The sequence below is a fragment of the Paenibacillus phytorum genome, assembly GCF_013141715.1.
GTDB lineage: Bacteria > Bacillota > Bacilli > Paenibacillales > NBRC-103111 > Paenibacillus_E > Paenibacillus_E phytorum.
In genome coordinates, this window is sequence record NZ_WHOA01000099.1 from 1 (window position 1) to 13,853 (window position 13,853).

Consider the following 13,853-nt stretch of genomic DNA (forward strand, 5'->3'; position numbering starts at 1 on the left):
CAATACAGGAATCATCTATTGTTAGCTGCCTAGACTTAAACTAAGTTTTTTTCAAGTGTCCTTGACAAAGGGTCCAGATCAAGGTGAATGTAGTCTTTTTTATATTGTAAAGTAATGTATATCATACTATTTATATTTACAGTGCTGGATATTCAGACTTTAACTGCTCTACTGAATCGTACTTCCTGTTTCAAACGTTAACTTTTCGACTGATTTTTCAGTCTTATTTTTAACAATATGTCCATAAAACTTTCCATTCTTTTCGAAAATAAACATTGTTTTGTCAGGTTCTTTAAGCAATGGGTATTTTTCAATCACTTCATACACCTCCGATGGAGCATGTCATAAATTTTAAACAAAAAACCTCCTTTATACAAGAGGAGGTTTAGAAGCATTGAAATCTACTGAACTTGAGAAAGCGATGAAATCTTAATAAATTAGATCCGTTGGTTCTGGTGCAAGGATTTAAAAAAGTTCCCAGTTACCCGACAAAGTATAGTTTGTCTATGCCACTAAATCAAATATCTTATTTAGCCATTCAACAGCAGTGAGGACAGTCGAATTATCATCGGCCTGCCCTTTCCTTATCATATGTAAAGCCTCAATTCCCTTTAACGTCTGATACGCTGTAAGAAACGATTTGAAACCAAGCATTGGTTTTGTGATTTTTTTTATGAACCGGTGATCTTGCTCCACAATGTTGTTTAGATACTTTGTCTGTCTAATCAAGGTTTCTTTTGGTAAGGATTTCTCATTTATTAATTCTTGTATTGCTGGTGGATATGCTGGATTTTTATCCAAGGTGATTACACGTGGGATTATATGGCAATTTAAACATACATTCTCTAATTTAATGTGATGAAAAGGGCATTCATGTATTAATTTAAATTGATGAAAGAGGCTATGATATCCCTCCTGCAAACACATCGGACAATAAACAAAGTGATCATTAAAATGCGATCTATAATGAGCATCTTTTGCATTTAACACAGATGTGATCTTATCCAAATTAATCTTATTGGTTTCAACTATGTTGCTTTGGAACGCTGAAGTCAGTAGTTCTTCTTCAAATCCTTCCAAAGTGTACAAATTTCTTATCCTTCGTCCTCTCAATCCTGTTTTTATCTTCTTTACTTGAGTAGTTCCTAAGGTTTGTAGCAGTTCAATGGAATTAATCTCATTGGCATATTTAAATTTCTCAAATAAAGACCAAGGTGATTCGTAAGATTGTATCCAGTTTTTGTTCCAACAGAACATAGAATTCTCCCTAGGATTATTTTACTTAAGTGCATGACTAATAAGTCCAGGCCTTCTACTTAGATTCTAATGACTCAAATATCTCTAATGAGATTTTATGGAGCATTTTTACATCCTTTATCTTTTTTGTTCTCAGAAAATCGCTGTGCTTCTGTATAATTTGTTCTAATTCATAATTTACATCATTGATATCTACTTCATGATATCCAAATATGTCACCGGGTCTTAGACCAAGAGCATTCATTATTTTCTCTAATGATTCAAGTGATATGTTTCTGGCCCCTCTCTCGACGTCACCTAGGTATCCTTGTTTTATATTTGCTTTGAAGCCTAACTCCTGTTGCGTCATCCCTTTAATCTTTCGAAAATTCTTTATTTTTTCTCCTACAATCATTTGCAAACTGGTCATCCATGTCCCTCCCAATAATTGTTATCCCTAATAAGTTATATAATTAATTGTTAATATCCATTTTAAGTGATATAATATGACTATCCATTCCCAATATTGTTGCCGAGGTGAGAGTTATTGTTGAGTACTATTAGGATTAAAATATCAAAAAAAGTAAACTTACTTTACTTTTTACCTTCTGTGCCAGTAACAGAGCAAAGATATTTATTATATCAAGAGGAAGGTGGTTTTCTTTAGATGAATCTAGGGAAAATCACAGTTGGATTGCTTTCCAAACTTAATTTAATACCTACTAATCAATGTATACTACCTAATGGTTTTTATGAATATAGCTGGGCGGAGTGGCTTCCATTAGCGAATATTACGACTTTGCCTCAAATTAGTTATTGTGTCTCAAAAGGACTAACAAGAGAAGCCACTGTTGAATATCTGTATTCACACAATGCCGAGCATCTCTTCATTAACTTTGAAGAAATAAATAGAACTTTTACCTCTGACCATCAAAGAAATGAATACTTCCTTTTTTACTTTCGAGAATATTCCATAAAGATAAAATTAGAAGAAAACGGTATGTATTATCCAAGTACCATGGAAGAAGTGATCGATTTATTTCTTCAGCTCGGCTTCCTCATACAAAACATAGATCAATTTGGTTATAAAACACTCGATTTGATAATACGTCCATTTCCAAAAGTATCTGAGCATTTTAAATAAACATTTATCAAAGGAGTTAATACAACATGAACAACACATTAGCAAGTCCAATTGTGATTGAAAATATCATCCAATGCAAAATTCGTGGAAAAATAGCTTATCAAAGTCATGTCCCTTCAACAATAGCTTTAAACCTGACTTTCGTTAAACCTTTTGATGATCCATCTGGTAAAGGTTATCAAAGACCCGTAGATTCAAAAAGATGTAATGAATTTGCCATATATTTATCTAAGGGAGAAGATGCATTGTTTACTCCCATATTGCTCAATGCTGGAGGTCAATGGGAGTTTTCAGCATACGACAAACAGCGCCCTGCTTTTGGTCGGATCATTTGTAATGGAAAAGCCTCCTTAATGGATGGCCAACACAGATTAGGTGGAATTAAAAGATATACCCAGGAGACAAATGCAGAAATCAACATTCCTTTCCTAGCCTTTCATTCTTTGGATGAAGATGAGGAAGTTCGCCTATTCGATACTATAAATACAAAGGCAAAAGGAATTGGATCCTCTTTAAGTAAATATCTTCGTAGAGATTCTGACGACATGAGCTGGATTGCTACCGAGCTGCTCATCCGATCTGAAAGTCCGTTTTATAATATTGGAAGCATAATTGGAAAAAGAAATAAAGGACGACATATCACACTTCAAAATTTATATCGAACCTTACACTTACTTAGTAAAAACCCTAAAATTTCTTTTTATTCTCGGGATGACAAACTAACAATGGCGTTGACCTTTTATAATGCTGTCAAAGAAAGCTTTCCACAAGAGTGGCTTGATTACAGCAGCTACAGATTGACACACATCGTTTGTTTAGATGCACTTTCAATTGCAGGAGCTACTGTACTTGCTAACTGTTCGACTGAATCTAAACGTCAGTTTGATTATAACGGTATAACTAGAGCTGTGAAAAAATTAGGAAAAATTGACTGGTCAGCTTCCGGACCATTAAAATATATCAAGGGAATGAGTGGTTCCAAGAGCTTGGCGTTAGATCTTGAAGAGCGGATGCTTTCATAAATAAGGTAGGACCTTACTGGTCCTACCTTATTTATATCGATTGCCGCGGGTGAATCTAAAAAAGTAACTTGTAACGAGAGTATAAGTTATCATACTAACTATTTTTAAAAAGAGTATATTAGTATTAATACTGAGTATTCAAACAATAAACACACATTTATGATAAAACATAAAGAAGTTTATTTAATTCTCTGTCATGTTGAGTGTTTTGTTTACGATTGGGCTCTCTCCTACTTTTCACAGTGTTAAATGGACAATATAAATTACTTTCAATCAATTGTTGTCCCCACCAATGAAACTCTAAGGATTTATTCCTATTTTTAGGTCGGATAGCAACAAAGAATGGAATCTTATCATATTTTGAATATGGAAGTGTACTTGGAAACAATCTTCGATCTATGTAACTTTGTGAAGCGCTTAACATGTTATTGATATGGTTTATAGAAAGATGAGTTATTACTCGATTAAGAAACCACTTTAGTGCAGCCCTACTTTCTAAAGTAATATCCTCAATATCACTTCCTAAAAATTCATAAAGATTCGCCATAAGCTCCTCATCAAACTGGGGGAATTCAATATGATTTTTATCCAGCCTTTTTGGGCTTCCATAATTATCAACACTTGTGTGATTACTAAAATTTTGTGAATACTCCCTCCAAAATACATATGCAAATGCATATGGACAAATTTGCATATTATCATTAGGATTTTTAACTAATCTATTAATACAAGTCCTGTGCTTTGATAATAATGTTTTTCTTAATTGACCAGCAACTCCAGTTATTGTAGCCGTATAAGATCGATAAATCTCTTTTTGAAATTCATGAAATCGAAGTTTTCTAATCGCTTCATTATTTATTCCAGGGAAATTAACTTTTGTATACTTTTGTATTTCGAATTTTTCTTTCTCACCTCGTATTTTTTTAACATTCGGTGCACTTGTCACAATGTAATGTGCATTATCTTCATCATGTGAATCTTTAAAATCTAATATTGAAATAATATTCTCCAAAGCATTAGGGTAAGCATCTAATTCAATCTCTTTAAATAGATACATATCTTTGAGTCTAAGCATATCACCCGTAGTTAGATTGAGATACTTATTTACATTGTTACAAGTAATTCTATCAAGATTAATCGGTATCCATTGGTTAGAAAAAAGTAATTTTGATTGTGGTTTAAAAAAACGATATTCACACTTACATTGAAAGGGCTCAAGCGTATTCAAGTCACTTAGTTCATAAGGAATTTTCGCAAAACATCTCGGGCACTCCTTCAATAAGAGAATCTCATGATAAGGGCATTTTTTAATTAATTTAAATTGAAAAAAAATACTATGAAAACCATTTTCCATACAAATAGGACAATAAGCTATAGTATCTCTAAAAAAATATGAGTAATCATAAATCGGTTCATTTTTATATGCTTCTTTTGTTAAAGGTCCTAGCATGTGTGCTATTTCAATTTTGTTTTTATGGTAAAAGTCAATACCTAAACCATCTCTAATTATATTAAGATCAAACTTGATGAAGTTCAAAAGATCATATTTGCTTTTGCTCTTATTCTTTTGATTTCTTACTTTCTCATCACCAAACAAGGACATAATATCCACGGAATTTGCATTGTTGGCATACTTGAACTTTTCAAAAATACCCCAAGCAGATTCAAAAGGAGATATCCATTGGTCATTCCAACATAACTTTTCTGAAACTTCATAATCTGTTTCTGTTAACAATCGAAAGACCAAATCGAACACCCCTAATTCAACTGCTAAAGATGGGAAGCCTCTGCTTCTAAATAACCTGAACTTTCTATCGCTTCTCTCCATTTGGCTTGCGTAATTACATCTAAGTTTTCGTCTTCGACCCCAAACTTTCTCAAAGCGTATTCAATTGTCAATGTTACATATTGCATTGGAATTTCGAATTCTGCCCTTATCCCAGCCTCGAGACGCATCTCTGAAAAAACTCTATATAAATCTTCTGCAAAAGCTGCTAAGGAGAAATTCTTAATATTTGGAAAAAAATATCTAGTAAAAGACCATCCACTATCCGCAGGGAAAAATGATTCCTCATCGTAGCTTATCAAACATTCTTTTAAATCATCGATAGTTCTGACACCGGAAAACTGATGTTGATGAACCATAAACCTACCAATAATTTGTTGTTTACCTTCTTCAAAAAATACATTTCTTTGATTGATTAATTCTTCTTGACCTACAAGAAAGACCGTTAAACTTATACCTACACTGTCAAGTTCATTACAAATATCCATTAGCCATCCATATTGAATTACATGTAATCTCTGAGCATCATCAATAAAAAAAATGATTCGATTTAATCCAACGCTATTTGCTTGCTGTACAAGAAACTTAAGTAGTCTCTCACGTTTTGCAACCGCCTTACCCGTTGTGGACAGACTATGTCCAATATCTCTTAAGATTTCAGTGAAAAAGACATCTTCATTTGGTTTGGCATGATCTCGACATAATAAAACATAAATGGGTAAGTTTCCGAAATCATCTGGTAAAATATTCATTAAATATTTGATTGCTCTCGACTTACCCAACCTTGGCCTACCGTGAATTATTGCTCCAGGAAAACGGTTTTGAATACATTTTTTCAACTTTTCATATAATTTAGATATTTCATTCGTCGAAAGTAAATACCTTCCAGTATATATTGGGTGAGATCCTTGAACAATTAAGGGACGGTTAATTGAAGTTATTTGAATTGGTAACTCTTCTATTATTTCTTCCACGGTTTTCACATCCTTAAAATACGATAGTCCTGCGAATTTTATTAGGCTTTGGCACTTCAACCTTTGAAACTTCTTCTGTTCTTCGTTTTACTTGAGCAAGCTCTATGATTTCTTCATTTACTTTTTCTTGGAGAGATTCCTCATGAACAATTTCAATGTTATCACTACTCTCAAATTCACTATTTTTTCTTGTTAATTCTAAATATTTATTCCGATTGGTTTTCCTAGTTTTCAATGTGGATTCTAGATACTTTTGGTAGATTTCTATTGGACACTCGGACGCTGTGAAATCTAACAATTTTTGTTTTTTTAGTGCATATATTTCTCTTCTTACTTGTAAGGTATGAGGTGCAAGTCCCCACCTTCCTACAGCTCTTAATTTACCAAGCCCAGAACCATCTGGTAAAAATGCCTCAATTACTCGAAGATCATCAATATTAACTAGTAAATCAAGTTTTTTGCCAATTAACCCTGAAGAGCGAGCTAAAATGTCATTTGTATACCTGACATTTTCATATTGAATGTAAGGGCGTCTTCCCTTTTTAATATTTCCTTGAATTTCTCTCGTAGCTTTTAAAGATAAAAAATTTATCTCACTTCTTTGCTCTTCTGGCATTTGATTCACCTCATAACGCTGTAATCTATTTTGCATTGCCTCTAACGGAGTCGCAAAATTAATACCTTCGCTTCTTGTTCCGTTATACTCAGCTAACAATACTTCTACTAATTCTTCAATGTGCTCAGCTGATACTCTATATTTAATAGCCTGTTTTTCGGGATTCCTTCGTTTAGGATCTCCAGGGTGACTTCCTGTTGTAATTGGTAATCGTTGAAAACCATTTTGTTCAAGCAGCCCGAAAAATCTTTCAATATGGCTTCTCTTTACTGGCGATTTTATTCTACCTGCATTTACAGTACATTTTACTGTCTGTTTTAAGCGAACTTTTACAATTTCAGAAACATTTGCTTTGGCAAAATCATATAAAAGTTCATTCCATAAGGCCCATTCTGCTTTTGGAATGACTCCTGATGGGAACCCGCCGTTTTCTGGATAAGTCAAATTTGGGATTGTAAACTTCTTAGGTTTCCAAGGGATTATGGCATTTCTTATACATTTCAAAACATCACTTGGGGTATATTCTTTGTTGTAGCTTACATAATGACCTAAAATTGCTTTTGTTCCAACATCAATTATTGCTAATAACCAAATGCGATCAATAATCGTTACAATTTCATCTCCTTCAGGAGTATAAAGAACTAAAGCAATTATCACATCTAATCGGTGTCCATCAAATTGAACTTGTTCAAAGGGTCTAATAACTTTTTTAACAACACTTCCTTGCCCCGTTGTATTTGCAATAAGGGCAGCATCTTCTCCATGTCTTTCAGAAGCCTTTTCGAAATGAGCATCATCTAACTTTTTTAAATATTCATATAGACTTCTTCTGGCTAGTTCAACAGTATTAAAGGGGTATTGTGTAGGGGATTTGATTCCAAGTTCAGTGCATTTTTTTATAAATTTTCTGTGGATTTCTTTCCCTCTTATGATAGGGTCTGAGGCTGATCGCGAATTTTGCTTAAAATATAGATTTTCAATTAATGTCTTAAGTTCTGGATAACATGCAAGTAAAAATTGAAACGCACCATTCATATTGGGAGGTGTGTGACTGTGAGGATCAGAATCTGGCGTATTGGTACTTTTGTATGATTTTAAGTGTTTATGAGGTATTAGTGCTCTGTATCCCCAAATAACTCCATTCTCATCAAAATCAAGACACCGCTTAATAAATTTGCTTAAGTGATTTCTGTGAATCCCTGTTACTTCCAATATTTCGTTGTTTGATAAATTTTTCAAATACAAATCAACGGCTAACTTCCGTTTTTCATATATCTCCTTTAACTCCGAACTAAAATTATCTGTTAACACTATTGGCCATAAACTAGTATCAATACGATCAGAGAAATCTTCACTCTCAATAATTCTCCTATGTGCCATTGTTCCATACCTCCATCTTGGATCCAAAAGCAACTTCATGCATATTACTTTGAAGTTCTCCTGAATAAATCATCCAGCTTATTGATTCAGTAACTCTTGATGGTGGTATTACACCTAGTAAATTAGCTTGAAGTTCATTAATTGTAATCCTTTTTGTTAATATCTTTGCAATCAAATGTTTGTCAGTATCAATGGGTAAAGGCCTGTTTTTAATAAAAGATAGTAATAGCTTTTTATTAGACAATTCTATTGGATTCTTCCTAATATCCTCATCCGTAATTACCTTATAATTAAAATTATTTTCTTCACACCAGCATTTTTCAAGCAATTCTGCCGGTGATATTGTGCTTTTTTCTTTTTTTGTCAGATATGGAGATTCGTACCTGACTTTCAGAAAAGTTTCTACTCCACTTTCTTCTTTAACCCACATGCTAAAAATTGATTCAATCTTCTTCCCATTTATGTAACCTTCAATTTTTTTAGGTCTCTCACAAAATGTTTTAATGCTAGGATCTGTTTCTACATAAATCCAATGATCATACTCTAAGTCACCTAATAAATCTATATTCCTATTAACTTTTATACTAATTCCATCCCAATGTCCACGCCTGTATTTATCTGCTTGAGTAATAGATATAGGTATAAAATCCACTGTTATCTCCTCTTAATCTATCGTTATGGTAATAGTTTACAATGCAACTGTACGTTATGCAACCTATTTTAGTTCAATAATATTTTATGCAACCACTTTTGCTTCACAAATTTATTGAAGCAAAAGTGGTTGCAATCAAAAAAAAGCCCTGAATATCAAGGGCTTTAATGCAACCTATTTATGTTCACCGTACAATTAGGCCGTGTGCTCGCTCAACCAACTCAATCAACTTCCTTCTTAAACGACTTTCTAAGCGGCCCCTCCGTAATTTTTTCGTTTTCTGACTATCCAACCTCCAAACTTCTCAAGATCGCGTAACTGTACAAAAGCTTGCTTCTTGAGCTGAATTTGTCTATAGCCTTACACAAACTGGGAATCCCTCGGATATTGCCTGGCAGCTAGCCCCCTCACAAGGCGATCCTATTGTAAGATCAAACGGTGATAAGTTCTACAAGAAAATTGTGCTAAGACTGTTATTCGTTCACACAGCCACTATGTAGGCACATTTGTGTCTTGGATACTCTTCTTCTCCTCTTCTAGCATAAAAGCATCGAACTAACTAAAGATCATGATGTGGCCTGTGTTTAGATGTTGATTTTATAAAAGAGTTACTGGACCCGTAAAGGCTCTTTATGTTTCCCTTGGAGAATATGCTAAAATACGGATAAGCAGATTAATACTCTGCTATGCTAGCGCACAGAGATTTCCAAAATTTTAATTTGGGAGGTTATAATATGGATGATTATTTTTTGGTTAAGGACGGTAGAATTGTACGCTGAGACGGGCTAACACTTGGGGGAAGCAAAATCCGAGCCGATGAGCTAATAGAGTCTTTTGGACGTAAAGCTCTTGATGAAATCGAACAATTTGGATTTTACACCATAAAGAAATCTTAACGAACCTACCTATTAACGTAATGGAGGCTGCCGTTTGTGCCGGCAGCCTCGTTTCATTCTGTGTTAAGCTATCGTTAATTAACGATATTAAATAACGCGGACAATATACGCTTAAAATCTATTAAATATGCTAATCATGATTATCAAATGCCTCTATCACTCTCTAATGAATATGACGATCGAATAGGGATGTCCGGTAAAAACGGGGTTCCCTATTCATGTTTGGCAAAAATTAAAAAGCGGCCGCACTGAGGGAGAGCTCAGTGCGGCCGCTTAGCTGCTCCATGGGAATGCATTGGCAGCTCGTTGTCATCCAATATGAGCCCAATGAGTGCGGCTGTCCCCCATTATAGATAAGTCATTGTTTATGGTTCCAACTTTAGCTAAGTTCAGTCCCTACAATCCGAACGGAGTATTCAGCCTCCGGAGTTTGAAGAATGAAGGTTTCGCCTGTTGACCTCGATAACAATTGATTTCCAATTGGCGAAAACAACGATATCCTATTTTTATCCGGATCTATTTCTGTTGGGAGGACCACCGTAAATAATTCATTAGATCCTTCTTCTTCGTAACAAATAGTAATGCTACTTCCTATTACCGTAACTTTGCTCAACGTTTTTACAAGATTAACATCATCAAGCTCAAGTAATCTCTCCAATTTTTTCACATATTGTTTAATACTCTTATGCACTTGTATCTTCTGCTGTGAAGAATAACTGTCAAGAAACTTCGTCATTTGCTCGTCAAGAAAAACAAGCTGCTCAACAAGTTGACTCCGGGGTGGATTGAACCTATAACTACGGTTCATCGTAGATTCCACCCCAAATAATTAGATTCCAATATCGATCTATTTGCCTCATTTACAAAACCTCCGGGAAAATTATTTTCTTAAAAACTTTTTTCAATACTTCTGTAAGATTAAACAAAACAGGATTACTGCAATAAGAACTGTAGAGATAACTGAGAGCAGTTTAAAGAAGGTCTCCATTTTGGGTGAGAACACCTCGTTTTACTTAGGATTACTTTCTTCCGATTTATAAACAACTAGGATAGCACTACGTTGGAAACCCGACCCGTTTACAGATGACTTCATGATGGATCCATAACAAACATTAACAACTTGCTCATCCTTTAAACCGGCTAAAAACTGATTAGCTCTTGTCTCCGCATACGACGTATCCGTATCTAAAAACTCCTTTACCTGAATCACTCAGCACCTCCCTTAACTATGTAGAATATCCATAAAAGTATGACAAGACATTCCGCTTTTTTTACTGCGGAATGTCTTGTTGCTTTGACCATATCACTTTATGTAATTTGTGTCAATTCGAACAAACGAACCTTCGCGAGGGCGAGGGAAAACTCCAAAATAATATATATGTATATATTCGCTTATTTTGTGAGCATTTCAAAAGGAGCTGCCTAGACTGCCCTATTGATTTGAAAGAATTTTAAGAGCAACACATAAGACTTTGCACTGACGGCTATCTTATTAGAATTAGTTTCAAAAACTTTTTTTGCGAAAAAAACGAAATATAACTTGACATTGGAGTCAACTCTAATGATATTCTGATTTCATGGAAAAACGTTATTCTATACAAGAGGTTTCGCGGATACTTGGGATGCCGAAGGATACTCTTCGGTATTATGACCGGATAGGGATCGTCTCGCCGTCCCGGGAAGACAATCGGTACCGCAGGTATTCAAAGGACGACCTCATCGACTTGATGAATATTCAGATTATGCAGTATGCAGACTTTTCTCTTGACGAAATTAGGGGGAAGTTTGGTTTCCGCAAGATGGAAAAAATCGACCCCGCTTACTGCGAAGAGGTTGCCGCGTTCCTCGATGCCAAGAACGCAGAAACGCGCAAAAAGATTGCTCATCTGGAAAAGGTCAGTCTGCTGCTCGACGTCGCAGCCGAAACGCTAAGGGACTTTAATAACGAAAGTGACCAACATCTGGCAGAGATCGTCCGCGAGATTTACAAGGATATCCAAAAGAAGGAACCAGAAATTCCCAAGGAAGGTTGTGGTAAACATCCAGGTTAGGAATTTTTATTATCTGATTACAGGCGTCCTTGCGATTCTGTTTGCCTTCACGCACGCATGGAACGGGCAATCCTCTGTGCTGCCGACGCTCAACATTGAGACGATATCCGTGGGTACCCGGACAGTATTCACGTATGTCTGGCACATCATCACGGCGGAAAATCTGGTCTTCGGCATCGCTTTCATTTTCATGTCATTCCAAACTGAACGATCAAAGATCCGGTTTGCCGCATGGCTGATCGCGGCGATCCTGATCGTCCGACTGATGGTTATTCTTGGTGTAACGGCATTGCTTGACGTATCGGGGCTTACGAATACGCTTATAGATTCGATTGCCATCGTTATCTATGTCGTTCTCATTATACTGGGCACAAGAATGAAGAAAAAGCAATACGATGGTCAGCAACCACAGTAACAACCACAAAAGAAACAGCGGCGGACTAGGACTCAAAAATAAGTCTTAGACTGCCGCTGCTATTATTGTGCTACCACCACTCGTCAAACTACATTGAAATATGGATTTGAGCGCTTCTTTTTTGTTTTTCGATTAGTTTTCCATTCTCAAGAAAAAGCACTCGATCACAAAGCGGCAGTACTCGTTCATCATGCGTAACCATAACCGCGCTCTTTCGTTGATCCTTTACTTGCTTCGCGATCATACTGACTATATCGTGCCCTCGTGAGGCATATAAGCTTGCTGTTGGTTCATCTGCGAAAAGGACAGTTGGGTCATTCATTAAGGCTCTTGCGATAGCTACCCGTTGACGCTCCCCACCTGAGAGTTTATCAGGATATGCGGTTCGTCGATGAGACAATCCCATCTTATCGAGTAACTCTTTTGCTCGTTTGGTTGCCTTCACCTTTTCCATCCCGGCAAGCTTGCTTACCAAAACTAATTGTTCTTCAACTTTCAAGTACGGTATCAAGTTGGCGCTTTGAAAAATAAATCCGATTTTTTGAAGTCGTAGTTCAGAAAGTGCTTGCTTGTCTTTACCGTTAATGGATTCTCCATCGAGTAGAACATGCCCACTCGTTGGTTCTAGAAGTGCTCCTGCTATAGACAGAAACGTACTTTTGCCCGAGCCTGAAGGGCCCATTACCGCAACTAGTTCACCTTCAGCCACCTCAAGGTTTAGCTTATCCAAAATCGTTCTTGCCATACCGCCATCCTCAAAAGTTCGTGTAATCTCCTGTAATACAAGTCTGTTTTTCATGCTGCTGTCCTCCCAATCGCATCCAAAGCGTCAATTTTGGCGACTTTCCACACCGAAAATAGCGAACCGGCCAAAGACATTGTTATAAAGGACAGGCAAGTAAGTGCCAAGGTGGAAAAGCCTAATTGAAATGGCATGGAACTTGGCAATACGGCCTCAAACAATTGAACCAACAGGACGCTAAGGACCAAACTGCCGACCGATAAGACCAACACCTGCAGCGTCACACTTCTAGCTAAATAGGCAGTACGTGTACCGATGGCTTTCAATATACCAAATTGACTGGACGGCCTCAGACTTCGTTATCACTTCCGTATTGGGCAGCGCGGACTGAAGCTCCTTAACTTTTTCTTTCGAGGCGTTAATGACGACTGCATTGTAAACTTTACTGTCTGCTGCTGATTCAGTTCCTTGACGTGTCCGCTTACAGTCCATTTTGTTCCCGAAGCTTGATCTACAATGATTGAGCCAATTTTGACTCCAGAATTAGACAGCTTTTGATCAACAAGAACATGATCTTTTGTCTGATCCGAGATGGGTGAACCTTCTGTTACCGTTGGCGCCAGCCAGCTATCGAGATTAACGGCGAGCAAAGCAACATCAATCTTCCCAGTATCTCCTAATGGATGGGATCGGGTGAAACGGTGATTAGAGTCTTGTCCTAAGACAAAATGTGTTGCATCCATATTCTTAACAGAAGCGGCGTTGTCATACGCAAGCCCCTGTGCAAGCCCAGAACACTGCCCGTTAGTGGAATGACCCACCGTATATGTCTCGTTGTCGGCAATCGGATCATATTCTTGACATTGAGAAATGACAAGAATATGATCCGATAAAATAAAAAATCCGCCATTTAAGCGGATCCTAATCGGACTATATTCT

Annotated in this window: 16 protein-coding genes; 4 read left to right on the top strand and 12 right to left on the bottom strand. The window is 36.4% G+C overall.

From position 1 onward, the window contains the following. Positions 1–168 precede the first annotated feature (168 nt). From GC098_RS15120 to GC098_RS15130, 3 genes are all read right to left on the bottom strand, one after another. Entirely contained in the window at positions 169–318 is a 150-nt protein-coding gene (locus tag GC098_RS15120) for a hypothetical protein (protein WP_216625298.1), read from the bottom strand. A 186-nt stretch (positions 319–504) separates the two neighbouring features. Beyond that, the gene (locus GC098_RS41585) at positions 505–1,257 is read right to left on the bottom strand and encodes a DDE-type integrase/transposase/recombinase (protein ID WP_171643973.1); all 753 of its coding nucleotides are present in this window, start codon (positions 1,255–1,257) and stop codon (positions 505–507) included. Between the two features lie 55 nt (positions 1,258–1,312). Beyond that, positions 1,313–1,666, bottom strand: a complete 354-nt coding sequence (locus GC098_RS15130; RefSeq protein ID WP_171643974.1) for a helix-turn-helix domain-containing protein — start codon at positions 1,664–1,666, stop codon at positions 1,313–1,315. A 237-nt stretch (positions 1,667–1,903) separates the two neighbouring features. On the opposite strand from GC098_RS15130, the gene GC098_RS15135 reads away from it, so the two are divergent. After that, positions 1,904–2,380 carry a hypothetical protein gene (locus GC098_RS15135; protein WP_171643975.1) on the top strand — a complete coding sequence of 159 codons (477 nt, stop codon included), beginning with the start codon at positions 1,904–1,906 and terminating at the stop codon, positions 2,378–2,380. 26 nt (positions 2,381–2,406) lie between these two features. After that, positions 2,407–3,402, top strand: a complete 996-nt coding sequence (locus GC098_RS15140; RefSeq protein WP_171643976.1) for a DGQHR domain-containing protein — start codon at positions 2,407–2,409, stop codon at positions 3,400–3,402. A gap of 157 nt (positions 3,403–3,559) precedes the next feature. On the opposite strand, the gene GC098_RS15145 is transcribed toward GC098_RS15140, so the two are convergent. The 6 genes from GC098_RS15145 to GC098_RS15170 form a co-directional block, all read right to left on the bottom strand. Continuing rightward, positions 3,560–5,230 carry a hypothetical protein gene (locus tag GC098_RS15145; RefSeq protein ID WP_171643977.1) on the bottom strand — a complete coding sequence of 557 codons (1,671 nt, stop codon included), beginning with the start codon at positions 5,228–5,230 and terminating at the stop codon, positions 3,560–3,562. Further along, positions 5,173–6,162: an ATP-binding protein gene (locus GC098_RS15150; RefSeq protein WP_312880138.1), complete on the bottom strand. Its 990-nt coding sequence runs from the start codon at positions 6,160–6,162 to the stop codon at positions 5,173–5,175. Before GC098_RS15150 ends, GC098_RS15145 begins: the two co-directional genes overlap by 58 nt. A gap of 13 nt (positions 6,163–6,175) precedes the next feature. Next, a complete protein-coding gene (locus GC098_RS15155) occupies positions 6,176–8,158 on the bottom strand; it encodes a hypothetical protein (RefSeq protein ID WP_171643978.1) in 1,983 nt (660 codons plus the stop codon). Continuing rightward, positions 8,148–8,810 (bottom strand): PDDEXK family nuclease, encoded by a 663-nt coding sequence (locus tag GC098_RS15160; protein ID WP_171643979.1) that lies wholly within the window; start codon positions 8,808–8,810, stop codon positions 8,148–8,150. The genes GC098_RS15155 and GC098_RS15160 overlap by 11 nt, the downstream gene beginning before the upstream one ends. A gap of 1,275 nt (positions 8,811–10,085) precedes the next feature. Beyond that, a complete protein-coding gene (locus GC098_RS15165; protein WP_171643980.1) occupies positions 10,086–10,514 on the bottom strand; it encodes a GreA/GreB family elongation factor in 429 nt (142 codons plus the stop codon). A gap of 201 nt (positions 10,515–10,715) precedes the next feature. Next, positions 10,716–10,916 carry a hypothetical protein gene (locus GC098_RS15170; protein WP_171643981.1) on the bottom strand — a complete coding sequence of 67 codons (201 nt, stop codon included), beginning with the start codon at positions 10,914–10,916 and terminating at the stop codon, positions 10,716–10,718. Positions 10,917–11,283: 367 nt separating this feature from the next. Between GC098_RS15170 and GC098_RS15175 the strand changes: the two genes are divergently transcribed. Next, positions 11,284–11,757 (top strand): MerR family transcriptional regulator, encoded by a 474-nt coding sequence (locus GC098_RS15175; protein WP_171643982.1) that lies wholly within the window; start codon positions 11,284–11,286, stop codon positions 11,755–11,757. After that, on the top strand, positions 11,738–12,172 hold the full coding sequence (locus GC098_RS15180) for a hypothetical protein (RefSeq protein WP_171643983.1): 435 nt from the start codon (positions 11,738–11,740) through the stop codon (positions 12,170–12,172). Before GC098_RS15175 ends, GC098_RS15180 begins: the two co-directional genes overlap by 20 nt. Before the next feature lie 88 nt (positions 12,173–12,260). Here the strand turns inward: GC098_RS15180 and GC098_RS15185 are convergent, their stop codons facing one another. The 3 genes from GC098_RS15185 to GC098_RS40055 are packed head-to-tail and all read right to left on the bottom strand — an operon-like array spanning position 12,261 to position 13,735. Continuing rightward, positions 12,261–12,971 carry an ABC transporter ATP-binding protein gene (locus GC098_RS15185; RefSeq protein ID WP_171643984.1) on the bottom strand — a complete coding sequence of 237 codons (711 nt, stop codon included), beginning with the start codon at positions 12,969–12,971 and terminating at the stop codon, positions 12,261–12,263. Further along, entirely contained in the window at positions 12,968–13,267 is a 300-nt protein-coding gene (locus tag GC098_RS40050) for an FtsX-like permease family protein (RefSeq protein WP_281367063.1), read from the bottom strand. Before GC098_RS40050 ends, GC098_RS15185 begins: the two co-directional genes overlap by 4 nt. A gap of 9 nt (positions 13,268–13,276) precedes the next feature. Further along, positions 13,277–13,735, bottom strand: coding sequence for a hypothetical protein (locus GC098_RS40055; RefSeq protein WP_246358623.1), 459 nt, complete (start codon positions 13,733–13,735; stop codon positions 13,277–13,279). Between the last annotated feature and the right edge of the window lie 118 nt (positions 13,736–13,853).

Bases quoted from the DNA above. Each gene is read 5' to 3' on its own strand.
- GC098_RS41585 (WP_171643973.1), bottom strand. From the start codon at position 1,257: ATGTTCTGTTGGAACAAAAACTGGATACAATCTTACGAATCACCTTGG.
- GC098_RS15130 (WP_171643974.1), bottom strand. From the start codon at position 1,666: ATGACCAGTTTGCAAATGATTGTAGGAGAAAAAATAAAGAATTTTCGA.
- GC098_RS15135 (WP_171643975.1), top strand. From the start codon at position 1,904: ATGAATCTAGGGAAAATCACAGTTGGATTGCTTTCCAAACTTAATTTA.
- GC098_RS15140 (WP_171643976.1), top strand. From the start codon at position 2,407: ATGAACAACACATTAGCAAGTCCAATTGTGATTGAAAATATCATCCAA.
- GC098_RS15145 (WP_171643977.1), bottom strand. From the start codon at position 5,230: ATGGAGAGAAGCGATAGAAAGTTCAGGTTATTTAGAAGCAGAGGCTTC.
- GC098_RS15155 (WP_171643978.1), bottom strand. From the start codon at position 8,158: ATGGCACATAGGAGAATTATTGAGAGTGAAGATTTCTCTGATCGTATT.
- GC098_RS15165 (WP_171643980.1), bottom strand. From the start codon at position 10,514: ATGAACCGTAGTTATAGGTTCAATCCACCCCGGAGTCAACTTGTTGAG.
- GC098_RS15175 (WP_171643982.1), top strand. From the start codon at position 11,284: ATGGAAAAACGTTATTCTATACAAGAGGTTTCGCGGATACTTGGGATG.
- GC098_RS15185 (WP_171643984.1), bottom strand. From the start codon at position 12,971: ATGAAAAACAGACTTGTATTACAGGAGATTACACGAACTTTTGAGGAT.